The following is a 22,347-nucleotide window of genomic DNA, read 5'->3' on the forward strand; positions in this document are numbered from 1 at the left end:
CGGAGGGGTTCCCGAGTGGCCAAAGGGATCAGACTGTAAATCTGACGGCTCTGCCTTCGCTGGTTCGAATCCAGCCCCCTCCACCACTTTTCTTATAACACACGTCTCAAAATATTCTTCAGCAACTTTATCCCAAAGCAACTTGAAAGCTACCGCATAACAGTAAATACTCAAGACATTCGTTTTTATCATAAGATTCTTATGCAGTCAGGAACACCTTACAAGGACAAACGCTTTTTAGTTGTAGATGATCAGCGTCCATTTCAAATTATGCTGAAAGGCATACTGCTCAATTTGGGTGTAAAAGATGTGCAAATGGTCACGAATGGTGAAGCAGCTATATCCGCCACAAAAAACCACGACTTTGACTTTGTGCTAGTTGATTATAATTTAGGTGGTCATAGAAAAAATGGTCGTCAAGTTATAGAAGAAATTCGTACAAAAAAACTCGTTCCCGCACATTGCATAACCATAATGGTCACGGGTGAAAATCATAGACCTATGGTACTTGGCGCAATCGAACTACAGCCTGACGACTATGTTATGAAGCCATTTTCACAAAATGTGTTGAAACATAGATTAGATAAAGCTCTGCACAAACGTTCTAATTTATTGCCTGTATACAAAGCCATGCACGAAGAAAATTTTGAGCTGGCTATGGCTGAATGCAAACGGCTTATCAGTGAAAATAATAGATACCGAAATTTCTGTAATAATTTGCTAGCCGAATTGCTGTGCAAACAAAAACACTATGAACAAGCTGAATATTTACTCACTCAGTTATTAAAAGTTAAACCCTATACTTGGGGGCAAATTCAGCTCGCCCGAACTTACCACCACCAAGGCAAATATCAAGAAGCCATAGTCTTAGCGACTGAAGTGATGAAACAAGCACCGATGATTATCGACTCATACGATTTGATGGCTGAAGCATTTCACGCTAAAGGTGATTTAACCCACTCGCTTGAAATGGCGATCCGCGCAACTGAATTGTCGCCTTATTCCGTCACCCGACAATATAGGTTATGCCAAATTGCCCAATCAAGTCATATGTACGATATTGCCAAAGATGCCTGCAAAGCAATTTTGGATATGACTCGAAAATCAATTCAACAAGATAGCGTACATTTGCTCAATTATATTCGAGCGACAATTAATGCGGCTGAACATAGTGAAGAAAAATCCGAACAAAATAAACTAAAACAAGAAGCTGTGCTGGCGCTCCAACGGGCAAAACAAGACGAATTAATTACCGATGCAACCAGCTATAACGTATTCGAGACCTTATGTAACGCTCGACTTGAAGCTATGGATAAGCATTTGATCAATGCCAAAAAACAATTATTCAAAGTAATGTCTGCACACGCACAAGATGAACATGCAACAGAAGACCCATTTGCTGCCGACAAACTCAGTTTGCTCTACAAAATGGGTGAATATGAATTAGCAGACCAAATATCTGATGAGTGTAAGAATGAACAAGTCAATAATAACCCCTTTATTAAAAATACAATAAACCATTTAAAACAAGAGAATAAAAAGCGCCAGCGAGGTTTTAAACAACTTAATCAAGCGGGTATTGAAGCCTATAAAAAGCAAGATTACATAATTGCCCTACATCAGTTTGATAGCGCGTTGAAATATGCCCCTTTACATACAGGTGGTACACTCAACTTAATTCTGGCGATTATTAAACTTATTGAAGTGAGTGAAAAGCAACCTGAAGATTTAATGAAACGGATAAAAAGTGCCTTTCAAGCGCTTGAAGGTATTGAGCTACCGAGTAAACAGTTCGAACGATATAAAGAGCTAGAAAAACAATATCATAGCTTGATGGAAAAATTAAATCCGCCACAGAAAAAATGGCGTTAAAACTTGCGTTACCTGAAGCTTGCATTAGGCTTAGAGTAAAGGTTTTAGCGACAAATATAACTAAATAACGAAGATTTCCTATGCAAGACAATAACAAATTTGGTACCTGCAAGTACTGTGCGCCAGATGGTAGTTTTTGCCAAGAAGTAGATATGGGTAATGGATTTTGTTTTTGGCACGACCCAACCTTTGACAAAAAAGGCATGGAGCTCACCGATAAGTTAGAGCGCTATGCTAGCAGTGGTGGAATTACCCAAGGTTTACAGCTGAAATACGCCAATCTTGAAAGCGTCAACTTAGTTAGGCGTGGTAGTAGCTTAGGTTACGATTTTTCCGGTTCCGATTTTTATCGTGCAAATATGCGCGGCGCCCATCTATTTAATATTCGTTTAGATGGCGGTTCGCTGATGAAAACTGATTTAACCGAAGCTAATTTGCATTGCGCTAAACTACAAAACACGAATTTGCTCGGTGCTAAACTCATTCAAACCAAAATTGACAACATTCAGTTAGGCAGCAAACTTATTCAAGAAAAAACCGCAATTGAAGCGATGAAACAAGGTAAAACCGATGTTGCGTTAGATAACTTTGAACAAGCAGAAGAAATATACCGAGACGTCCGTAAAGCATCTGAGTACCAAGGTTTGTTTGATTTAACGGGCTACTGCATCCATAAAGAATTAACTATGCGTCGTATGCAAATGGCAAAATTTTCACGCGAGCGTATTGTATCTAAGTTGGTAGACTTATTTTGTGGTTATGGTGAAAGACCTGCAAATGTAATTGCATTTTCAATGATGCTAATTTTTACCTGTGCTTGTTTGTATTTTGTACTTGGGGTTAATTTTGGTGAAGACAGAATTCAATTTAGTCGCGAGCAAGTATGGACGCAGAACATTAGTGAGTTTTTTAGTGCGCTGTATTATAGCGTAGTGACCTTTACTACACTTGGGTATGGCGACATTACCCCAACTGGACCATCCAGAGTTATTGCCGCCTGTGAAGCTTTCACTGGCAGTTTTACCATGGCTTTATTCGTAGTCGTTTTTGTAAAGAAAATGACCCGTTAGGATTTTACCTAAGCCCTTGCAGGCTTAGGAATAGTTTATTTTAGCTTGTCAGCAAACATCTCTGTGAATTTCTGTAGTTTAGGAGCCACCACAAATTGGCAATACCCTTGCTGTGAGTTTTCCACAAAGTACTGCTGGTGATAGGCCTCAGCAGGGAAAAAAGGTTGGGCAGGTACAACTTGAGTGACGATAGGCGCACTAAATTTACTCTGTATCAAATGGATATAGTCTTGCGACAACTGCAGCTGTTTCTGCGACACACAAAAAATGGCACTACGATACTGCGGACCAATATCATTGCCCTGTCTATTCGTTTGTGTTGGATCATGTATGCTAAAAAACACCTCCAACAAAGAGACTAAGTCAATCAAGTTCGGATCATAAGTTATTTCAACCGCTTCAGCATGTTCTGTTAAACCGCTGCACACATCTTTATAATTTGCAGTTTGTTCGCTGCCTCCACAATACCCAGAAATGGCACTGCCAACTCCCTTTAAGCGATTAAAGGCAGCTTCAATACACCAAAAGCAGCCGCCAGCAAGAATAATTTTTTCCACAGGTACTCCTTTACATATTTAAACAGTAAATCGGTTAACCATTTTATTTAACGCTCCCGATAATTTACCAATATCACGCGCTAAATCTTCGCCAGTGTGGGCAATTTCATTCGCTGCTTGGCTTTGGTCATTAAGTGCAAACAAATTTTGGCTAATGTCATCCGCTACCACACTTTGTTCTTCGGTCGCTTGTGCAGTTTGTGATGACAATTCACTGACGACATTGGCCGATTTCAATAAACCTTCAAACACCTGATTTGTTTGTGAAAAGCTTTCGATGGTTTTATCAACGTTAGACTTACCACTGTTAATAGCGTGAGCCGATTTATCAACGTTTTGTTGTAATTGTGCAATCATATCTTGAATATGATTAGTACTTTCTTGAGTGCGGGTTGCTAAGGTTCTAACTTCATCGGCAACCACGGCAAAGCCTCGGCCTTGTTCACCCGCACGCGCCGCCTCTATTGCCGCGTTTAACGCTAATAAATTAGTTTGTTCAGCAATACTGCGAATAACATCTAACACTGAAGCTATGTCAGCTGAACTTTTTTCTAACTCACCTGACGAAGATAATGCAGTTTCCATATCCACCGACAGCTGTTTAATGATTTCATTTGAGGCTTTAACCACTAATAAACCTTGTTGTGCTTTTTTAGTCGACTGCTCTGCTTCTTCTGCACTGCCACTGGCAACTTGCGACATTTCTTTATTTGATAAATTCATTTCATGCACTGCACTAACAATAGAGTCAGACGCTTTATTTAAAGTTTGCGTGATGGTTTTGGTGCGTGAAGAGGATTGATGCAAAGTGTCGGTTAAATCAGCTAATTTATTCGATTGTTCCAATATAGACTGAATAAGGTGGCGTAAATTACCAACAAAATTATTAAATTGTGTGGCTAATTCGCCAAACTCGTCTTTACTACGCACAACAATTTGTTTGGTTAGATCACCATTGCCTGAAGCAATCTGTTGTATTTGATTGGTTAAATTGTCAATTTGCTCAGTTAAATTTTTTGGAATGATATAGCTAAACCAAGCAGCAACAGCTAGAACTATCAGCGCAATTACAATTGCGGTTTGCTTAAAGGCACTCACTTCACTTTTTAGTTGCGCATTTAAATCGTCTGATTTCTTTTCAGCGGCTTCGCCTGCTTTATCTAAAATTGAGCGTAACGCTTCAAATTTCTTATCCGTTGCAGCAATAACTCGCTGTTTATCGGCTTCACTAGCGAAACTCTGTTGTACCATAGCATCAGACGCTTTATACCAATCGTTGAATAAAGTATCAAAGTCATTAAAACGACCAACAACATCAGGAAAATCTGCCAAATACCTTTTGTAGGCTTCAAAGCGCTGTTTCACCTGTAATGCATTTTCACGCCTGTCTTGGTTATTAGTAGCCTTATCACCAACTTGGTTGAGAATATTTAACTCTGCTACTTTGGCTTGATATAAATCTCGGTCGGCATTTAACACAACAGCTATCGATTTTAAGAATTTTTCTGATTGAGCTTTAAGTGCATCTTCTTGCATCGACATCAATTGCGATAGAGTAAAAAAAACAAATAACAATGCAACACTCAAAGCGACAATTGGCCATGAGCTTTTTATTCTAATACTATGGATATTCATACTAATTCCTAGCTAATCGTTCATTAGCATCCAAAATACGGATTGGCTACTTTGCCTTTATAAAAGCTTAGTCAACATATAAGTTTAAGCAAAATTTTTAGTGCAAAAATTATTAATAAAAGGCTTAAAAATCACAGAGTTTGCAGACAATAAAGGGTCTGACCACTGGCGTGATATTTAGCTTCAAAAGGTGTGATAGCAGGAACAGGATTGTCCAAGGTGTGTAAGTGGCTCATTATCCCATAAATTTCTAAACTTGCTTGAAATTCTTGTAAATAAATAGGCCAATTGGAACGCAGTTCAATATTAGAAGAAATTTGTATGAGTTGTTTAAATACAGGCGCGCCGTGCCAACGTCTTTTAATATGCTGACTTTTTGGCCAAGGATTGGGGTAATAAATTTTGTGTTGATCTATGGGCATTTGACTGTCGGCCAATAAACGATACAAATCGTTTAAATCGGCTCGTAACAGCAACAGATTAGGGTAATCTTCACGGCCTTGACGATTAAGCCTATCGGCTGACTTATCAACCCCTATAACCCAATGCTCAGGATTCTTTTGCGCTAATTGGCGACTACTCTCGCCCACCCCACAACAGGCGTCGAAAATAATAGCTTTGCTAACAGATTTATCTGCTGGATTGAATTCAACAAACTGGCAAATTTGTTCAAATGCCAGCTGCGAATGCTCAGCAACAGGTTTTAAGAATTGACTGTTTTTGTGTTTCAATACAATTGACTCTAGGTCTTTATGTAAACCTTGTTGGTTAGATACAATTGCTCGAGAGTTTGCTTGCATTAATGTCTTATCCCAACGCCTTTTTTAATTAACATAGTTGCTGTTGTAAACAACACTAGGGTCAAACCAATCAATATACTGTAGGCCACAGTTAAGTTAATGTCTGAAATACCTAAAAAGCCATACCTAAAGGCATTAACCATATAAATAATCGGGTTAGCTTGACTAACATGCTGCCAAAAACCCGGTAACATAGAAACCGAAAAGAATACCCCACCAAGGTAGGTCAGCGGCGACAATATAAAAGTTGGTACTATACTAATGTCATCAAAGGTTTTTGCATATACAGCATTAATCAAACCACCCAAAGCAAACAAAATAGCGGTCAGTAATAAGGTAGTGACAATTACCCAAAAGTTATGAATTTGAATATCAACAAAAAACAGCGCAACGGCTGTGACAATAGCACCTACTAATACGGCTCGTAAGACACCACCTAAGACATAACCCCAGACAATCACCCAAGTAGGAACAGGGGCAACTAACAATTCTTCAATATTGCGTTGAAATTTGGCGCTAAAAAACGATGACGATACATTTGAATAAGCGTTGTTGATAACAGATAACATAATTAAACCTGGCATCATAAATTCTACGTATTCGAAGCCATCAACCTCTCCTACGCGGCGACCTATTAAGCTACCAAATACGACAAAGTATAAAGTCATGGTAATGGCTGGCGGCACTAGAGTTTGTACCCAGATACGTAAAAATCTATTACATTCTTTATAAACTATGCTTTGTAGCGCAATCCAATAATTTGCTTTGATCATACTGATTCCTGTTGTTTACCTTGTTCAACCAAATTAACAAAAAGCTCTTCTAAGCGATTACTCTTATTGCGCATACTCAAAACCTTGATGCCTAAATTAGATAATTCGGCAAATACCTGATTGAGCGCTTCACCTTTGTTAATTTCCACCTGCAAAGTATGCGCATCAACTAGCTGAGATTTAGCTGAAGTTAAAGTTAGTTCGTTCACATCTTTAGCTAAATCTAATATAAAGGTTTCCACCGATAACTTGCTTAATAAAGCTTTCATACTGGTATTTTCAATAATCAGTCCTTTGTCGATAATGGCGATATTGCGGCATAAACTTTCAGCTTCTTCTAGATAATGCGTGGTTAAAATAATGGTGACACCACTTTGGTTAATTTCTTGCAAAAACTTCCACATTGAACGGCGAATTTCAATATCCACCCCTGCGGTTGGTTCATCCAAAATCAGTAGTTTGGGCTGATGCATCATAGCGCGTGCTATCATTAAGCGTCGTTTCATACCGCCCGATAAGTTACGCGCGGGTGTATTACGCTTTTCCCATAAATCCGTTTGTTTAAGGTAAGTTTCACTGCGTTCTATCGCAATTCTACGCTCAACCCCATAATAACCAGCTTGGTTAACCACAATTTGTTGCACAGTTTCAAACTGGTTGAAATTGAATTCTTGTGGCACTAAACCTATGTGCGATTTAGCTAACTCTAATTCTGTGTCTAAATCGTGGCCAAATACTTTTACCTGACCTGAAGTTTTGTTTACCAGCGCGGTTAATATACCAATTGTGGTTGATTTACCCGCACCGTTTGGCCCAAGTAACGCAAAAAAATCGCCTTCAGCTACAGTTAAATCTATGCCCTTTAGCGCTTCAACTTGGCCTTTGTATACTTTTTTTAACTGTGAAATTTCCAATGCATTCATAATGTTATTTTCACTCTTCCATTTATTTAACCTGAGCTCAGGTTATTTAGCTTTGTAGCCCCAAGGTTTAACCATAGTTTGTGCCACACCTATATGGTCTAAAATGCGTGCCACAACAAACTCAACTAAATCATCAATTGTTTTGGGGGCGTGATAAAACCCTGGGTTTGCCGGCATAACAGTCACACCTAAATGTGCAAGTTTAGCCATATTGTCTAAATGAATGGCTGAAAACGGCATTTCGCGCGGCACTATAATCAGTTGACCTTTTTCTTTGATCACAACATCTGCCGCACGCTCAATTAAATTATCACTTGCGCCATGCGTAACCGCGGAAACTGTGCCCATAGAACATGGACAGATCACCATAGATTTGGGGGCAGCAGAGCCAGATGCAACCGGCGAAAACCAATCATCTTTGCCATAACACAAAATTTGTTCAGGCTGAGCTTGGCAATATTCGGTTAAAAACGCCTGTGCAGCTTTCGGCTGGCTAGGTATATCTAACTCACTTTCGGTTTTTAATACCACTTTGGCAGCCGATGAAATTAGCAAATGTACTTGCCAATTAGCTTTAACCAAAGCTTGTAATAACTTTAGCGCATACGGCATACCTGATGCGCCAGTGAGTGCTAAGGTTATTTGTTGTTGTGCCATTAAGCTTTTTGCTCCAATGCTTTGATAATTTTTTGATGAATACCGCCAAAACCACCATTACTCATAACCACTATTTTGTCGTTAGGTAATGCGTAATCTGCAATTTTAACTGCGAGCTCGTCAACGTTTGCACAGACTAAGTTGTGCTGGGTTAAATTTTGCGTTACTTCATCTAGTGACCATTTTAATCCTGGGTCTTGATACAAAAATACAGCATCAGCTAAATTGAGTGACTCGGAAAGCTCTTGTTTATGGAAACCCATTTTCATGGTATTTGATCTAGGCTCTAACACAGCAATCACTCTCCCTGTTTGATTATTGGCAACAACCCCTTGCAGCGTGGTGGTAATTGCTGTTGGGTGATGAGCAAAATCATCAAAAACACTAATTGAATTTACTTCACCGATTTTTTCTAAACGGCGTTTGACGTTTTTAAATTCAGCTAATGCAGCAATAGCGTCTACAGGTTTAACCCCAGCATGGCGTGCCGCAATAATGGCCATCAATGCATTGTGTGCATTGTGCTCGCCTAATAATTGCCAATTGAGTTGCCCTTGTAACTCATGGTTAAAATAAATTTCAATTTGCGTGCAGTCTGGGCTAACAGCTTTGTACGACCACTCTTTGCCGATTTTATTTTGTTCACTCCAGCAGCCCATTGCCAGCGTGTCTTCAACATTAGCATCGTTTTGATGGCTAATAATCAAACCTGATTGCGGCACAATACGAACCAAATGATGGAACTGTTTTTTAATGGCCGCGAGGTTTTCAAATATGTCCGCGTGATCAAATTCTAGATTATTCAAAATTAATGTGCGTGGATGGTAGTGGACAAACTTACTGCGTTTATCAAAAAAGGCACTGTCGTATTCGTCGGCTTCAATTACAAAAAAGATTGAATCACCTAAACGAGCGGATATCGCAAAGTTATTCGCCACCCCGCCAATTAAAAATCCGGGTTTGCAGCCTGTGTGTTCGAGTATCCAAGCCAGCATGCTCGATGTGGTAGTTTTACCGTGTGTACCGGCAACAGCCAATACCCATTTGTCTTTTAATACATGTTCAAACAACCATTGTGGCCCAGATATGTAAGGGATGTTTTTATCTAGTACAGCTTCCACCACTGGATTACCCCGTGACATAGCATTGCCGATAACCACTAGATCTGGGTTGATATCAAGCTGTGCAGGGTCGTAACCTTGAATGAGTTCAATACCTTGTGCTTCGAGCTGGGTGCTCATAGGAGGGTAAACATTTAAATCTGAGCCTGTTACTTTGTAGCCCAATTCTTTGGCTAGAACGGCTAAACCGCCCATAAATGTTCCGCAAATGCCCAAGATATGTATATGCATGATAATCCGTGTATTTGTTGGTTGTTTTCATTGGGTGTAAATAATACCAGCTATCTGTGGTGAAAGGATCAGTGTTAGGAAATTTAGCTGTTTTTATAAAGGCTGAGTGCAATATATTCAGAGCTAGTGTTGGATTATGTATGGTGAATTATGTGCAATATGCTCAGGGTCAGGTTTACATTCACTAAAACAGAAACGCTGTAAACACAATCCCTGTGCGCTCCGACTTTTCATCCCTGAAAAGTAGGTTCTGTTTCTAGTGAATCTAATCCTAAACCTTCGTTATGGTGTTAAATTCAGCGTCTGGTGAATAATATACAACATGCCCAGAGCCTGGCTTACATCCAATAAAACAGAAACGCTGTAAACACAACCCCTGGACGCTCCGACTTTTCATCCCTGAAAAGTAGGTTCTGTTTTTAGTGAATCCAACCCAGCCCCTTTGGCAATTGTGCAATTGCTAAATTTGCGAAAGAGTGATTGGAATAAAGGCAGAGCTTAATTTTGCAGCTATAGTTTAGAGGTCAGTATAATTGGAGCTGCATTATGAGCTTGTCAAAATACCTGCTTACAATCTTGTGCTCAGTATGTGGCAGTTTAAGCGCGCAAACTTTACAAGTCGGTAAACTGTATAGTGGCCCAATCGAGCTATCTGTAGCTGATATCAACGCCACTTTTTCAATTCCCGAACAATGGCAAGGCATACTGCCGCAAAACAGTGAAGTATTTGTTATGCAATCGACAGTGTCTGCCAGTCAGAATGTATTGCTGATAGCGCAGCAAATTGATTTAAATAACTTAAAACAACAAATGTCTGAATCGATAGATTTTGGTGATGGCTTTGTTTTAGTCCCCAAAGGACAAGTTACTGTTATCGATAAAACACAAATTGAAGCGAGCTATTCAGTCGCTCAGTCCAACGACAAATTTGCTCTAGTCATTTCTGTTGTAGGTGATGTCGGTTGGGCGATTTCAGCAGTCGGCATAGCTACGAACCAAGACAAGTCTGCGTTAGAACAAACCACACGGCAAATCGCCAGTTCAATCGTGTTCGAAAATGTCCAAGCAGCGCCTTTACAGCACAACGCCTGGTACCCACATTTATCCAACCGGAAATTGACTTACTTCTATACAAGTTCTGGTTATACCGAGGAACAGTATATTTGGCTGTGTGGCAATAATACATTCTATAAGAGTTTTAACTCTGGTGGTTTTGGTGGTGGCGCTAGCGGCGCTTTTGCTTCGAAGGACGGCGGCCAATGGCGGACAAGCGGCAACTTAAATTCTGGCACACTCGAATTGTACTTTAATGATGGGCGTATTAGCCAATATACCCTTACTCATGAGGGTGATACTAAATTGTTTTTAGATGGCAAAAGGTGGTTTAGAGAAGCGATAAACTGTCAGTGATTTTATTATTAATAAAAGGTTAATAATTTGGTCATGTAAGTCGACTAACTTTACCAACGCGGACTTATTTTAAACTTCAACTCTAAGCAAGGAGTGAACAATGGAATTAGCAGTCGACAATTACTACTCAGAGCAACAATCTTCAAAATCTACCTCAAGCAAAACCAACAAAAAGCGCAAATGGCGCGAAATTGAAGCCATTTTAGATCAACGAAACTTATATAAAGAATTAGAAGAATTTGACGAGTTCGGTCAATTTGCCAACACAAGCGATAGTGCTGCTTAAGTTAAAACTCAGCTATCAGCGATTAAAACAAGTAGCACTAACTTTGTTGGTGCTACTCACTCCGAATTATCTATCTAACCTAGACCGCCTTAGTTTAGATTTTACTTTTATTGGCAGCAAAGCAACTAAAAAGAAGATAGCAACAAAACCAAGCAAGGTGCCTACGTATGCAATAATTGGCTGTAAGTTAGCAAAAGCATACACAATTGCAATTATGATTGCGCCTTCCAGTAATACGTTTAGTAATAAAGACAATCCTTTATTTAATTGAAATAAAGTACCACATTTCATACAACGGCAATCTAGTTCCAAAAATGTGAGTAATTTAGCGAAGAGACTAATTCCATTTTGTTTGCATTCAGGACATTTCATAAGTGACAGTTTCGGCTATAAATTCCAATCAATTGGTGTTTTGCCATTTTGCAGTAAATACTGATTTGCTTGGCTAAAGTGGCGACAGCCGAAAAAGCCGCGATGCGCCGATAGTGGTGATGGATGTGGCGCTGTTAACACTAAATGTTTATTTCTATCTATCTGTTGGCCTTTTTTCTGCGCATGAGCGCCCCAAAGCATAAATACAACTTTATCTGTATGCTGATTAACTGCAGCGATCACTTTATCGGTAAATAACTCCCAACCACATTTAGCGTGCGAATGCGCTTTACCCTCTTCTACGGTTAATACAGTATTGAGCAAAAATACGCCTTGCTCAGCCCAAGGTAATAAATAACCTGTCTGAGGAATTTGAAAACCCTCGATATCTGTTGCTAGCTCTTTGTACATATTCACCAAAGACGGTGGTGTTTTAATGCCGGGTAGAACTGAAAAACTTAAACCATGTGCTTGGTTTGGACCGTGGTAAGGGTCTTGCCCTAATATCACAACTTTTATTTTATCTAACTCTGTAACTTTAAAAGCATTAAAAACATCAGCTTGTGCTGGGTAAACCGTTTTGCCCACATCACGCTCGCTTTGGACAAATTGCATAATCTGTTGAAAATATGCTTGTTGTTTTTCTTCACCGAGTACATCAGTCCAATTCATATTCGCTACCTATAAATTTAAATACTTTAGTTTATTCTGCAGAGTCGACGTCTATATAAGCCAGTGGATAATTATCGCAAAATCGCTGTAAACACCTCCTTGTGCGCTCGCAAACGTCATCCAAGACGTTTGAAGTTTTGCTCCTAATCATCCACTGACTTATATTAGTTCTTCGTTGTTTGCCCTTCCGAGATCGATAACTCATTGCATAATTTCGCCTTGCAACCGCCGCCCCAATTTACCTTCTACATTCCCATCAACTCAAGTCCAGGCTATTTGCATAAATACTAGAGCAATGATTTAGAGGAAAGTCTCTTTTTCAGGGATGATAAAGCGAAGCGCACATGGAAGTGTTCACAGCATCTTTCCGAAAATTATGCTCTAGGAGTTATGCAAATTTGCACCTATCTTTACAATCAACACCTAAAAAAAATGCCCTTTCGGGCATTTCTCTAAAACAATATCTAACTACTTAGATCATTAACCTAACTTAGTAAACATATACTCTTTAAGCTTACTAAAATCAGCGGTTAACGCATCTGACAACACTTCTTTATTCGCAACATCAGCCAAAGCTTTTGGCAATGCTACAGGTGTGCCCAAAATGTTCTCAACTGTTTCCTTAAACTTAGCTGGATGCGCAGTACCTAAGAAAATACCAATCTCATCATCAGCTAACTGACGCTTCAATGCTTTGTAAGCAACAGCTGCATGTGGCTCACTTAAATAGCCCATCTCATTTAACTGCTTAACACCAATTTGCGTGTAATCTTCATCAACACTCTCAGCAGATAACAAAGCTTTATCAACAATACCTTGCTCAATCATAGCTTCGATTCGTGGCCAATTGTTTGGTGAACTAATGTCCATAGCATTCGACATAGTTGCTACAGTTTTCTTCGGCTCCCATAAGCCAGACAACAAATAACGAGGTACAGTGTCATTGGCATTTGTAGAAGCAACAAAACGCTTAATTGGTAAACCCATGGTTTTAGCAATCATAGCCGCAGCTAAGTTACCAAAGTTACCACTAGGCACAGAGATAACCGCTTTCGCGCGATCTTCCGCAGGCAACTGAGCTAATGCTTCAAAGTAATAACAAACTTGCGCTAATAAACGTGCAATATTAATTGAGTTTGCAGAGTTTAAATGTAATTGCTCACGTACTTCTTTATCGTCGAAAGCCTGTTTAACTAATGCTTGGCAATCGTCAAATGGGCCATCAACTTCAACAGTTAAGATGTTATCACCTAAAGTTGAAAATTGTTTTTCCTGCAGTGGGCTCACCATACCTTTAGGGTACAAGATAACCACATTAATGTTAGCCAAACCATGGAAAGCATGCGCAACTGCCGCACCTGTATCACCAGAGGTTGCAGTTAAAATAGTAATTGGCTCGCCTTCACCAGTTAAATGCGCTAAACATTGTGCCAAGAAGCGTGCGCCAAAATCTTTAAACGCTAATGTAGGGCCATGGAAAAGCTCTAGTGAATACACATTGTCTTTAACGTGTGCTAACGGCGCAGTAAATTGAAATGCGTTGGTCACCAAAGTTTCAACCGTGTCTCGGCCTAACTCATCGCCAATTAATGCATTTAAAATTTCAACACTACGCTGTTGAAAAGGCATTTCTAATAAAGCATCTACATCGCCTAAAGCAGGGATAGATTTAGGGAAAAACAAACCTTGGTTACGGCCCAAACCTTGTTTTACAGCTTGTGAAAAACTAACAACTTCAGTTGCGTCTTTTAAGTTTACTAATTCCACTTATACGTCCTCTGAAACCTGGGTGCCTTGACCATCAACGTGGCATACATGAGCAAACCCATCTTCATTCTGAATATAATTATCAACCAACCATTGTTTAATCGCTTCTGCTGCTTCTAACGATTCAACCGCAGCAAACACAGTTGGCCCTGAACCTGAAATACCAAACGCCAAAGCACCTTGCTCTTCAGCAAACGAGCGGCCCGCATCAAAGTTCTGTAATAAAGATTTACGATAAGGCTCTGCAATAACGTCTTGCATCATTTGTGCTGCAAGTACTTTGTCTTTTCTATGCAAAGCATCAACAAATACGGCAAGTTGGCGACCAAAGTTAATTGTAGTCGCACGGTCGTACTCTTTTGGTAAAATTTCACGTGCAGCGGCCGTAGAAACACTTGCACCTGAATAACAAATTACCCAATACCAGTCGTCAAATACAGGTAAAGCCAAGCTGATTTGCTCGTCTGATTCAACCATTAACTGCAAGCCACCTAAATAACAGGGTGCTACATTATCATAGTGAATGCTACCGCTAATTTGACCTTCTAATTTGCCCATTAATCGAAGCAATTGCTCTTGGTTTAACGGATTACCATAAAAACCATTTAGTGCAGCAAGCGCTGCAACAATTGAGCTAGCCGATGAGCCTAAGCCACTACCGATTGGTAAATTCTTTTCTAACACCATTTCTACTGGGCGAACGTCAATACCTAAATCAGCCAGTGCTGCTTTAAAACCTAAAAAACAATCGTAAACTATGTTTTGTGTAGCGTCGCTTGGCAATTTATGCGCAAAGCGGCCCGCGTTGGTCAAACTAAACGACTCTTGTTCTTGAACAACAGTCACTCTGTCGCCCAATAAGCTGCCATCAATCGGTTTTAGCGCTAAACCTAGAATATCAAAACCTAAGCTGACATTACCGGTAGAAGCTGGTGCATATGCAGTTACAGACATAATCAACCCCAATTAAACTTCACGTTTCCACGGCATAGTACGCATTAAGTCTGCGAATACACCAGCGGCTGTTACATCAGCACCCGCACCATAACCACGGATAACTAACGGAATTGGTTGATAATACAAGCTGTGAATTGCTAATGCATTTTCACCATCTTTAATCGCATATAGTGGGTGCTCAGCACCAACAGCTTGAATGCTACAACGACATTTGCCATCTTCGATAATACCAACGTAACGCAATACTTGGCCTTTTTCTTTAGCAGACTCTATTAATGCTTGGTAATGCGCATCGGCTTTTGGCAAGTTAGTCATAAACTCGTCAATAGAACCGTCAGCGTTAAAGTCAGCTGGTAATACTGACTCAACGTCAATATCCGACAATTCCATTTCCATGCCAGCTTCACGCGCCATAATTAATAATTTACGCGCAACGTCCATACCACTTAAATCATCACGTGGATCAGGTTCTGTGAAACCATTGTCACGTGCAATTGCGGTTGCCTGTGACAAGCTCATACCTTCGTCCAATTTACCGAAGATAAATGACAATGAGCCAGACAAAATACCTTGGAAACCAATTAATTCATCACCAGCGCTGATTAAACTTTGCAAAGTATCAATAACTGGCAAACCTGCACCTACGTTGGTTTCGTATAAGAAACGACGATTGGTTTCAGCTGCAGCTTCACGAATTTGGTGATAAAACGCCATGCTTGAAGTATTGGCTTTTTTGTTTGGTGTAACCACGTGGAAACCAGCTGCTAAGAAATCAGCATATTGGTCAGCAATGCTTTCATTACTGGTACAGTCAATAATCACTGGATTGATTAAATGATTATCTGAAACAAAACGTTTTAAGTTTTCAAGGGTAAATTTACTTTGGCCGTTTTCTAACGCTTGTTGCCATTCAGCTAAATTTAAACCTGCATTATCAACTGCCATTTTGCGGCTGTTGGCGATGCCATAAACTTGTAAGCTGATATTACGCGCTTTTAAGATAGGTTGCTGTTTAGTCAACTGCTGAATAAGCGCTTTACCGACAGTGCCACAACCAACCATGAATGCATCGATAACATGTAAATTAGTAAAGAAGTTTTGATGCGTTACTTTAATTGCATCTTGTGCTTTTTTACCTTCAATAACGGCTGAAATTGAACGCTCAGAAGAGCCTTGGGCAATCGCGACAATATTTACATTAGTTTGTGAAAGTGATGCAAAAAACTTAGCAGCAATGCCTTTGTGCATTCGCATGCCATCACCCACAATTGAAACAACTGACAAATGGTCACGAAATTCAATTGGCTCTAATAATTGGTTAGATAATTCTAATTCGAATTCTTGCTCTAACACATCTTGCGCACGGCTTGAGTCTGACGAATGAATACAAAAACTAATGCTATATTCAGAAGAAGATTGGGTAATTAATACAACTGAAATTTTAGCACGAGAGATTGCATCAAAAATACGGCTCGCCATGCCAACCATGCCTTTCATACCTGGACCTGCAACATTGACCATAGTTACATCGTTTAAGGTTGAAATACCTTTAACCACATGGTCACCGTCAGTGCTTTCATTGGTAATTAAAGTACCTGGTGCAACTGGGTTTAGCGTGTTGCGAATGCGGCAAGGAATGTGATATTGCGCAATTGGGCCAATGGTTTTTGGATGTAATACTTTAGCACCAAAATAAGAAAGCTCCATCGCCTCTTGATAAGACAACTGCTCAACCAATTGCGCATTGTATACTTTGTTTGGATCAGCGTTATATACACCATCAACGTCTGTCCAAATTTCACACACTTCTGCATCAATACAAGCAGCTAAAATCGCTGCGCTATAATCTGAACCGTTACGACCTAAAGTCACTAACTCGCCTGCTGCATTTTGTGCACAGAAACCTGGCATTACCCAAACGCCGGTTTGTGGTAATGGCGATGCGGCAAACAATTTACGGCTTGCTTCAATATCAGCTTGTGATTCTAAAAATCCACCATGCGCAACAATCAATTTAGTTGGGTTAATTACAGTTGCTTGTACATCACTAACACGCACAAGGGCTGCAAAAATTTCCACACTGATAAATTCGCCTAAACAAATAATGCTGGCATTAACTGACTCAGGGCATTCGCCCAATAAGCTAATGCCTTTTAATCTGTTAGCTAAAAAAGTGAATTTTTCTGCTGCAATCCCAGCAACATGAGCTTTGTCATAGTTAGGGTATTCAGCGGTTAAGTCGTTGATAATTGAATGAATGGTGTTTTCTAGTTGCGCCATTAAGTCTGTCGTAGATAAACCTGCAATTGCAGCATCTACTAAAGCAACTAAATTATTTGTAACACCTTTAGGTGCAGACAAGACCACAGCTGTGTTAGCTGATTTTTGTTTATCTAGGACGATATCACGTACGACTTTGTAGCGTTGTGCGTCCGCTAATGATGAACCACCAAACTTTAATACTTGCATGTATTTTTTTACCCTATCTTTCAGACAAAAAAGCCCGTGACCTTTTGGGTCACGGGCTTTTGCATTGATTCGATTTCTTTAGCGCAACAGCCAGCGACCACCCCTTAAATAAAGGTAATGGTTGTAATGACGGTAATGGTGTTAATTGCGCATTTTTTCATGGGGCGAAACTGTGCCTGATCTGCCGCTGTCTGTCAATCAATATTTAAGCGATTGCACAGTATTCACACAAATTTCACGCCTGATATATAGTAACTTGGTTGCGGCCTTCTCTTTTCGATTGATACAAGGCTAAATCAGCGCGCGTAACCATGTCTTCAAATCGAGTGAACCTGCTATCAAATTGGCAAATGCCCATACTCATAGTCGCATTAATGCTACGGTTATCGTGCTGCATGGTTAATAATGAAAATTGACTGCGAATGCGCTCAGCCAATTCGTACGCCCCTTTGTCTGCTGTGTTTGGCAATATAATGCCAAATTCTTCACCGCCATACCGGCCTAACAAGTCGCCTTTGCGCAATATTTGCTGAACTAACTCAGTTGCTTTAACTAAAACTAAATCACCTGCTTGATGGCCGTATTCGTCATTAATACGTTTAAACTTGTCCAAATCAAACATGATTAAGGATAAATCATGCTCGTGGCGCTGGGCGGTTTCAAACTCAATTCGAAAGCGCTCTTCCCAGTAGCGTCGGTTACTGACTTTAGTTAAGCCATCAGTGCGGCTAACTTCTTCTAATTCTTTTAAAGTGTCTTTGAGCTTTTGTTGATAGAAAAAAACATCCGTCATATCTTCGACAATTATACCAACTTTGTCTGGTTCACTTTGACCATCACTACAAATTGGGATAAAGGTGATATTTTGTGCCATATATTCACTACTGGTGGTTACCGGCCGAGCGTGGCGCATTTTAAAAACGAATTGGCGTTGCTCCCACGAACTAAACGCAGGTGTGTTGAGCATAAATACACTTTGAATTTTACGTTGTAACCAACGCTGCGGCGCATCAGGGAAGATATCAAACAGGTTTTTGCCTATTACTTCACTGGCTTGTAACAGGCTATGCGATTCCATAAATCGATTGAAGTACAACAAGCAGCAATTTTGGTCTACAACCAGCACACCCGAATTAATTCTTTCGATTAATTGTGATTGAACCGCTGCTACATCCAAAATTAAAACTCGTCTAAAATTTGATCTAACACTTTCTGAATATTTTTAATCGCTTCACCTGGTATTAATAACACCATGTCACAATTAAACGAAAAATCCACCACTTGATAGCTGATATCAACTTTAAGAGCTAAATCCCAGTTAAATGACAATTGCTGTAAATGCTGTTCTAACGGAGTTTCCATCGAAGAAACAACTCTTGGTGCGCTATACGCAAGCTGATTGTCTATTTGTTCAGCCAAACCATTTAAAAAAGTGGTGGTTAAAATAGAGCTGATGTCAGTCAGTTGTTCAACTTCAGACACATCATCTGGTTCATAACCTAGTATTTCAGCTATACCATGCGCATCGTGCGACTTATAGATCAATAATGATTCACCCAAAATACCTTTTTCACCGTAGAACCCCTGGCTAACCAGAGATACACCCTCTTCCGCATAAGTTTCGGCAAAACGTTCAGGTAATACAGTTGAATCAATTAGCTCTATATAAGGTACTTGTAAGTGAACAAAGGTCTGCAAGTAACGCGCTAGCTTGTCGCTGGCTTGGCCCATAGCAACATTAATTAGCTCTTGTAAGCAGTCTCTTTGATCTTCAGTTAACGTTATATCGTTCATAACAATCCGTATTGCTGGAGTATTTCTGTAAGTTTAGTTGTATTTACCGGTTTTTGAATAAAAGCCAGTGCACCAAGTTCTGAAACTCTACTTTGCATTTCCGGCTGAATATCCGCTGACACAACAATGATAAAGTCGACAAGTTTTTCGGCGTGATTAGCTTCAAGCACTCCTACACCGTCGATTTCTGGCATAGTTAAATCCAAAAATAACACACCAATTTGCTTTTCGCGCAACACTTCCAAAGCTTCTCGACCATTAGTGGCGAACTGGACTTCCACATCCCATTCACTTGGCAGGCTCTTTTTCACTTGCTTTCTAGCTAGGGCTGAATCGTCACAAATTAGTACAGGAATGCTCATTAAATACTTCTCTTTTAGTAGTTGTTATTTTTCTATGCTTACCAAACCGGTATTTTTGACTCAACACAGGGTTAATTACAAGCCATTGAGCTAATTTTTCTACAAAAAACTGTATATTTTGCAGTCTCAACAATTAATGCTTACAACTAACCAGCGAAAACGTTAACACAATTGTAACAGTATAAACATTGATGTCTACTACTGCATTCAATTAGCTTTGATTAATTGATTGTTGTTTTCTTACCTTGCGTAGAAAGTTACTAACAGCCTGTTTAAGTTGCTTTTTATTTTTAGCCTGCTCATTTCTTTGTGGTTGTTGATATAAAATTTGGTCTAAAACCACACAAATTTGCTGCCAACTTTGTTTGATACTAGCAGGCTTATGTTGCAGCATTGCTAAAATCTGCAGTGGGGTTAATTTACTGTGGTTTTCAATATCCAGATGTTGCAGCGCTTTACACGCTCGGCGATATTCTATTTGCCAATATAATTGCGCTTGTTTATGCCGGTTCAACCACAATGCAATCAGCGTAATGACGATTAAAGTGACGACCACCACAGTAATTAACATTAAGGTACGCCATACTTGATTGTCGCCAAATAATTGTTTGAGTAGTTTTTTTTGTTTGTTGATATCGTAATTTAATATCCAACGTGTCCATTGATAATCTATATTTGCCAACAATAAACGCGCATCGTTCACCAAAGGAATTTGATCATAGTGGTATAACGAGAACAAGCTGTCTGGCAAAAATTCGTCGCGACCAAGAGTTTGCTGCAAGTTTTGCGTAATCCGCTCGGGCGCAACATATGAAGTTGGGTCTACACGACGCCACTGTCCTTGTAAATACACCTCTACCCAAGCGTGTGCATCAAATTGATAAATACTGAAATAGTCACCACTTGGATTATGTTCCCCACCTAAATAACCAATCACCAACCGACTTGGAATCCCCGCCAAGCGCATCACATATGCAAAGGCACTGGCATAATGTTCACAAAAACCTTCTCGAGTATTAAATAAAAAGTTATCTATGATTGGCTGTGATAATCGACTAGGGCTCAAGGTATAATAAAAAGCTTGCTGATTAAAATAGTCTAACACTGCAGCAATTAAGCTTGGGTTATCCGTGTTCAGTTGTTTTAGCTCTTGTAACCAAGCTTGTGTTTTTGGGTTTGGTTGATGTGCGGGCAACTGCAAATATGAATCTAAACCCACACTCGGTTGTATATTGTGTGTTTCTGTTAAGGCTTCATTTACCACAGAATAAGCTGAATATTGTAATTTTTGCCGTAAGTCTTGATGGTAAATCAGCGAAAAATCAGACATATGCAAGACATTATTGTCTTGGCTAAAACCAAGATCTAGATTAAACAACCAAGGTTGATAACTCGCTTCTGCGATGACTTGATATGAAATTAGCTCAGTTGGCTTTTGTGCAACTAACTTAGTTTTGCGTAAATCACGTTTTTTGATCTGGGCAAATTTAGTAATATTTTTTTTCAGTTCACTCTGCTGCCAAGTTTCCCCATCGAACTGGTCAAGCGTTAACGCACGCCAATACATTTGTGTTCGCTCAACGGCTTGATTATCAAATGTCACTCTAAACGCAAGTTCTTCTGAACGACTCAGCCGTGCAATATCCCCCAGCTTTAGCTGTTCTTGCAAACCTCGAGTTTCTGTTGGTGGTTTAGGCATTTTCCATAATGGGGGTAATCTTGGCATTAATGCAAATAACAACAAACAGATAGGTAATGCCACCACCACCAACTTAGCTACTTTATGCACATGAGCTAAGCTCTGCTGCTTTGTTAAACTTGGGTGATAAACAGAATAAATCGCAAACAGAATTAGAAAATTAAGCGCAAATAATACAAATGCCAAATGCATGCTCTGCAAGTACATCATACTCGCAGTAGTTAAAAAGAATTGAACCCAACAAATGGTATATAAACCCCTAACTTGTTTTAGGGTTAATAAGGTCAATCCTTGTGCGACAACCAACATGCTCAATAAAGTAGCGATTAAGTTACCTGAAATCGCCGACGAACCAACTAATACAATTGCCAATAAGTAGAATAACTTACTCAACCATTTAGATGCATTGTAGTTGTTATTGTCAATCAGCCAGAGTCGATACAAACTACAACACAATACAAAAGCAAAACTAAACCAACCAAGTTGTTGGCTCATCATCAGCGACAACAAACACACACCGGCGGCTGTTGCAATTAGTGCAATATTAGAAACGGCTTTGCTTTTATCCATTGTGTTGACCAACCAAAGCAATAGCCTGAAGAATTTGCAAATATTGTTGCTCACTACGATTTGCTAACAATACCTTGTTAGGCAATTCCACTTGATACAACCAAGTATTTTGATGCGCTTGCATAACTAACCATGTGATACAAGCCAGTTTATGCTCTAAATCACCTGCAAGATCGTTTAACGAATATTTAATCAATTCGCTTTGTTCACCGGCAAAACGTTTAACTTGTAATGGCCGCTGTGGTAGTAATTTTTTCCAAACAATGCGTGACGGCAAATCTCCAGGTTTGTAACCACTTAAATGGCTAAACTCATCGGAAAATATCGCAGTTTGTTTATCTAGTCGGTTA

At 39.7% G+C, this 22,347-nt stretch carries 21 protein-coding genes and 1 tRNA gene; 5 read left to right on the top strand and 17 right to left on the bottom strand.

The features are described from left to right. Nucleotide 1 precedes the first annotated feature (1 nt). From WSC_RS0101825 to WSC_RS0101835, 3 genes are all read left to right on the top strand, one after another. Nucleotides 2-86 (top strand) — tRNA-Tyr (locus WSC_RS0101825). Nucleotides 87-201: 115 nt separating this feature from the next. Then, nucleotides 202-1,872 (top strand): response regulator, encoded by a 1,671-nt coding sequence (locus WSC_RS21575; RefSeq protein WP_016954205.1) that lies wholly within the window; start codon nucleotides 202-204, stop codon nucleotides 1,870-1,872. 80 nt (nucleotides 1,873-1,952) lie between these two features. Beyond that, the gene (locus WSC_RS0101835) at nucleotides 1,953-2,942 is read left to right on the top strand and encodes an ion channel (RefSeq protein ID WP_016954206.1); all 990 of its coding nucleotides are present in this window, start codon (nucleotides 1,953-1,955) and stop codon (nucleotides 2,940-2,942) included. A gap of 35 nt (nucleotides 2,943-2,977) precedes the next feature. Here WSC_RS0101835 and msrA read toward each other — a convergent pair whose 3' ends face one another. From msrA to mpl, 7 genes are all read right to left on the bottom strand, one after another. Then, nucleotides 2,978-3,499: a peptide-methionine (S)-S-oxide reductase MsrA gene (gene msrA / locus WSC_RS0101840; RefSeq protein ID WP_016954207.1), complete on the bottom strand. Its 522-nt coding sequence runs from the start codon at nucleotides 3,497-3,499 to the stop codon at nucleotides 2,978-2,980. 18 nt (nucleotides 3,500-3,517) lie between these two features. Further along, nucleotides 3,518-5,134 (bottom strand): methyl-accepting chemotaxis protein, encoded by a 1,617-nt coding sequence (locus WSC_RS0101845; protein WP_016954208.1) that lies wholly within the window; start codon nucleotides 5,132-5,134, stop codon nucleotides 3,518-3,520. A gap of 131 nt (nucleotides 5,135-5,265) precedes the next feature. Then, nucleotides 5,266-5,934 (bottom strand): tRNA (guanine(46)-N(7))-methyltransferase TrmB, encoded by a 669-nt coding sequence (gene trmB, locus WSC_RS0101850; RefSeq protein ID WP_016954209.1) that lies wholly within the window; start codon nucleotides 5,932-5,934, stop codon nucleotides 5,266-5,268. Further along, nucleotides 5,934-6,707 carry an ABC transporter permease gene (locus tag WSC_RS0101855; RefSeq protein ID WP_016954210.1) on the bottom strand — a complete coding sequence of 258 codons (774 nt, stop codon included), beginning with the start codon at nucleotides 6,705-6,707 and terminating at the stop codon, nucleotides 5,934-5,936. Before WSC_RS0101855 ends, trmB begins: the two co-directional genes overlap by 1 nt. After that, complete coding sequence (locus tag WSC_RS0101860) at nucleotides 6,704-7,630, bottom strand: ABC transporter ATP-binding protein (protein ID WP_016954211.1); 927 nt, start codon at nucleotides 7,628-7,630, stop codon at nucleotides 6,704-6,706. Before WSC_RS0101860 ends, WSC_RS0101855 begins: the two co-directional genes overlap by 4 nt. Nucleotides 7,631-7,672: 42 nt before the next feature. Continuing rightward, a complete protein-coding gene (locus WSC_RS0101865) occupies nucleotides 7,673-8,287 on the bottom strand; it encodes a flavin prenyltransferase UbiX (protein WP_016954212.1) in 615 nt (204 codons plus the stop codon). Continuing rightward, the gene (gene mpl, locus WSC_RS0101870; protein WP_040393653.1) at nucleotides 8,287-9,639 is read right to left on the bottom strand and encodes a UDP-N-acetylmuramate:L-alanyl-gamma-D-glutamyl-meso-diaminopimelate ligase; all 1,353 of its coding nucleotides are present in this window, start codon (nucleotides 9,637-9,639) and stop codon (nucleotides 8,287-8,289) included. The genes WSC_RS0101865 and mpl overlap by 1 nt, the downstream gene beginning before the upstream one ends. 546 nt (nucleotides 9,640-10,185) lie before the next feature. Here mpl and WSC_RS0101875 point away from each other — a divergent pair. Continuing rightward, on the top strand, nucleotides 10,186-11,049 hold the full coding sequence (locus WSC_RS0101875) for a hypothetical protein (RefSeq protein ID WP_016954214.1): 864 nt from the start codon (nucleotides 10,186-10,188) through the stop codon (nucleotides 11,047-11,049). A gap of 100 nt (nucleotides 11,050-11,149) precedes the next feature. Beyond that, nucleotides 11,150-11,335 carry a DUF3545 family protein gene (locus WSC_RS0101880; protein ID WP_016954215.1) on the top strand — a complete coding sequence of 62 codons (186 nt, stop codon included), beginning with the start codon at nucleotides 11,150-11,152 and terminating at the stop codon, nucleotides 11,333-11,335. A gap of 66 nt (nucleotides 11,336-11,401) precedes the next feature. Here WSC_RS0101880 and WSC_RS0101885 read toward each other — a convergent pair whose 3' ends face one another. From WSC_RS0101885 to WSC_RS0101930, 10 genes are all read right to left on the bottom strand, one after another. Further along, the gene (locus WSC_RS0101885; protein ID WP_237716270.1) at nucleotides 11,402-11,707 is read right to left on the bottom strand and encodes a hypothetical protein; all 306 of its coding nucleotides are present in this window, start codon (nucleotides 11,705-11,707) and stop codon (nucleotides 11,402-11,404) included. Nucleotides 11,708-11,722: 15 nt separating this feature from the next. After that, complete coding sequence (gene ung / locus WSC_RS0101890; RefSeq protein WP_016954217.1) at nucleotides 11,723-12,379, bottom strand: uracil-DNA glycosylase; 657 nt, start codon at nucleotides 12,377-12,379, stop codon at nucleotides 11,723-11,725. Nucleotides 12,380-12,859: 480 nt separating this feature from the next. Continuing rightward, the gene (gene thrC, locus WSC_RS0101895; protein WP_016954218.1) at nucleotides 12,860-14,146 is read right to left on the bottom strand and encodes a threonine synthase; all 1,287 of its coding nucleotides are present in this window, start codon (nucleotides 14,144-14,146) and stop codon (nucleotides 12,860-12,862) included. Next, a complete protein-coding gene (gene thrB / locus WSC_RS0101900; RefSeq protein ID WP_016954219.1) occupies nucleotides 14,147-15,100 on the bottom strand; it encodes a homoserine kinase in 954 nt (317 codons plus the stop codon). Nucleotides 15,101-15,112: 12 nt separating this feature from the next. Beyond that, the gene (gene thrA, locus WSC_RS0101905; RefSeq protein ID WP_016954220.1) at nucleotides 15,113-17,572 is read right to left on the bottom strand and encodes a bifunctional aspartate kinase/homoserine dehydrogenase I; all 2,460 of its coding nucleotides are present in this window, start codon (nucleotides 17,570-17,572) and stop codon (nucleotides 15,113-15,115) included. A 235-nt stretch (nucleotides 17,573-17,807) separates the two neighbouring features. Continuing rightward, nucleotides 17,808-18,749 (bottom strand): sensor domain-containing diguanylate cyclase, encoded by a 942-nt coding sequence (locus tag WSC_RS0101910; protein WP_016954221.1) that lies wholly within the window; start codon nucleotides 18,747-18,749, stop codon nucleotides 17,808-17,810. 2 nt (nucleotides 18,750-18,751) lie between these two features. Next, nucleotides 18,752-19,366, bottom strand: a complete 615-nt coding sequence (locus tag WSC_RS0101915; protein WP_016954222.1) for a hypothetical protein — start codon at nucleotides 19,364-19,366, stop codon at nucleotides 18,752-18,754. Beyond that, a complete protein-coding gene (locus WSC_RS0101920) occupies nucleotides 19,363-19,728 on the bottom strand; it encodes a response regulator (RefSeq protein WP_016954223.1) in 366 nt (121 codons plus the stop codon). Before WSC_RS0101920 ends, WSC_RS0101915 begins: the two co-directional genes overlap by 4 nt. 211 nt (nucleotides 19,729-19,939) lie before the next feature. Continuing rightward, entirely contained in the window at nucleotides 19,940-21,997 is a 2,058-nt protein-coding gene (locus WSC_RS0101925) for a transglutaminase TgpA family protein (protein ID WP_016954224.1), read from the bottom strand. Further along, nucleotides 21,990-22,347: DUF58 domain-containing protein (locus tag WSC_RS0101930; RefSeq protein ID WP_016954225.1), on the bottom strand; the 358-nt coding region annotated here is incomplete at its 5' end. The genes WSC_RS0101925 and WSC_RS0101930, both read right to left, overlap by 8 nt.

This window comes from Catenovulum agarivorans YM01 (assembly GCF_000281085.1).
Taxonomy (GTDB): domain Bacteria; phylum Pseudomonadota; class Gammaproteobacteria; order Enterobacterales; family Alteromonadaceae; genus Catenovulum; species Catenovulum agarivorans.

What these genes read in the sequence shown, in the direction of transcription:
- WSC_RS21575 (WP_016954205.1), top strand. Translation starts at nt 202, where the DNA reads ATGCAGTCAGGAACACCTTACAAGGACAAACGCTTTTTAGTTGTAGAT.
- WSC_RS0101835 (WP_016954206.1), top strand. Translation starts at nt 1,953, where the DNA reads ATGCAAGACAATAACAAATTTGGTACCTGCAAGTACTGTGCGCCAGAT.
- WSC_RS0101845 (WP_016954208.1), bottom strand. Translation starts at nt 5,134, where the DNA reads ATGAATATCCATAGTATTAGAATAAAAAGCTCATGGCCAATTGTCGCT.
- trmB (WP_016954209.1), bottom strand. Translation starts at nt 5,934, where the DNA reads ATGCAAGCAAACTCTCGAGCAATTGTATCTAACCAACAAGGTTTACAT.
- WSC_RS0101855 (WP_016954210.1), bottom strand. Translation starts at nt 6,707, where the DNA reads ATGATCAAAGCAAATTATTGGATTGCGCTACAAAGCATAGTTTATAAA.
- WSC_RS0101860 (WP_016954211.1), bottom strand. Translation starts at nt 7,630, where the DNA reads ATGAATGCATTGGAAATTTCACAGTTAAAAAAAGTATACAAAGGCCAA.
- WSC_RS0101865 (WP_016954212.1), bottom strand. Translation starts at nt 8,287, where the DNA reads ATGGCACAACAACAAATAACCTTAGCACTCACTGGCGCATCAGGTATG.
- mpl (WP_040393653.1), bottom strand. Translation starts at nt 9,639, where the DNA reads ATGCATATACATATCTTGGGCATTTGCGGAACATTTATGGGCGGTTTA.
- WSC_RS0101875 (WP_016954214.1), top strand. Translation starts at nt 10,186, where the DNA reads ATGAGCTTGTCAAAATACCTGCTTACAATCTTGTGCTCAGTATGTGGC.
- WSC_RS0101880 (WP_016954215.1), top strand. Translation starts at nt 11,150, where the DNA reads ATGGAATTAGCAGTCGACAATTACTACTCAGAGCAACAATCTTCAAAA.
- WSC_RS0101885 (WP_237716270.1), bottom strand. Translation starts at nt 11,707, where the DNA reads ATGAAATGTCCTGAATGCAAACAAAATGGAATTAGTCTCTTCGCTAAA.
- ung (WP_016954217.1), bottom strand. Translation starts at nt 12,379, where the DNA reads ATGAATTGGACTGATGTACTCGGTGAAGAAAAACAACAAGCATATTTT.
- thrB (WP_016954219.1), bottom strand. Translation starts at nt 15,100, where the DNA reads ATGTCTGTAACTGCATATGCACCAGCTTCTACCGGTAATGTCAGCTTA.
- thrA (WP_016954220.1), bottom strand. Translation starts at nt 17,572, where the DNA reads ATGCAAGTATTAAAGTTTGGTGGTTCATCATTAGCGGACGCACAACGC.
- WSC_RS0101915 (WP_016954222.1), bottom strand. Translation starts at nt 19,366, where the DNA reads ATGAACGATATAACGTTAACTGAAGATCAAAGAGACTGCTTACAAGAG.
- WSC_RS0101920 (WP_016954223.1), bottom strand. Translation starts at nt 19,728, where the DNA reads ATGAGCATTCCTGTACTAATTTGTGACGATTCAGCCCTAGCTAGAAAG.
- WSC_RS0101925 (WP_016954224.1), bottom strand. Translation starts at nt 21,997, where the DNA reads ATGGATAAAAGCAAAGCCGTTTCTAATATTGCACTAATTGCAACAGCC.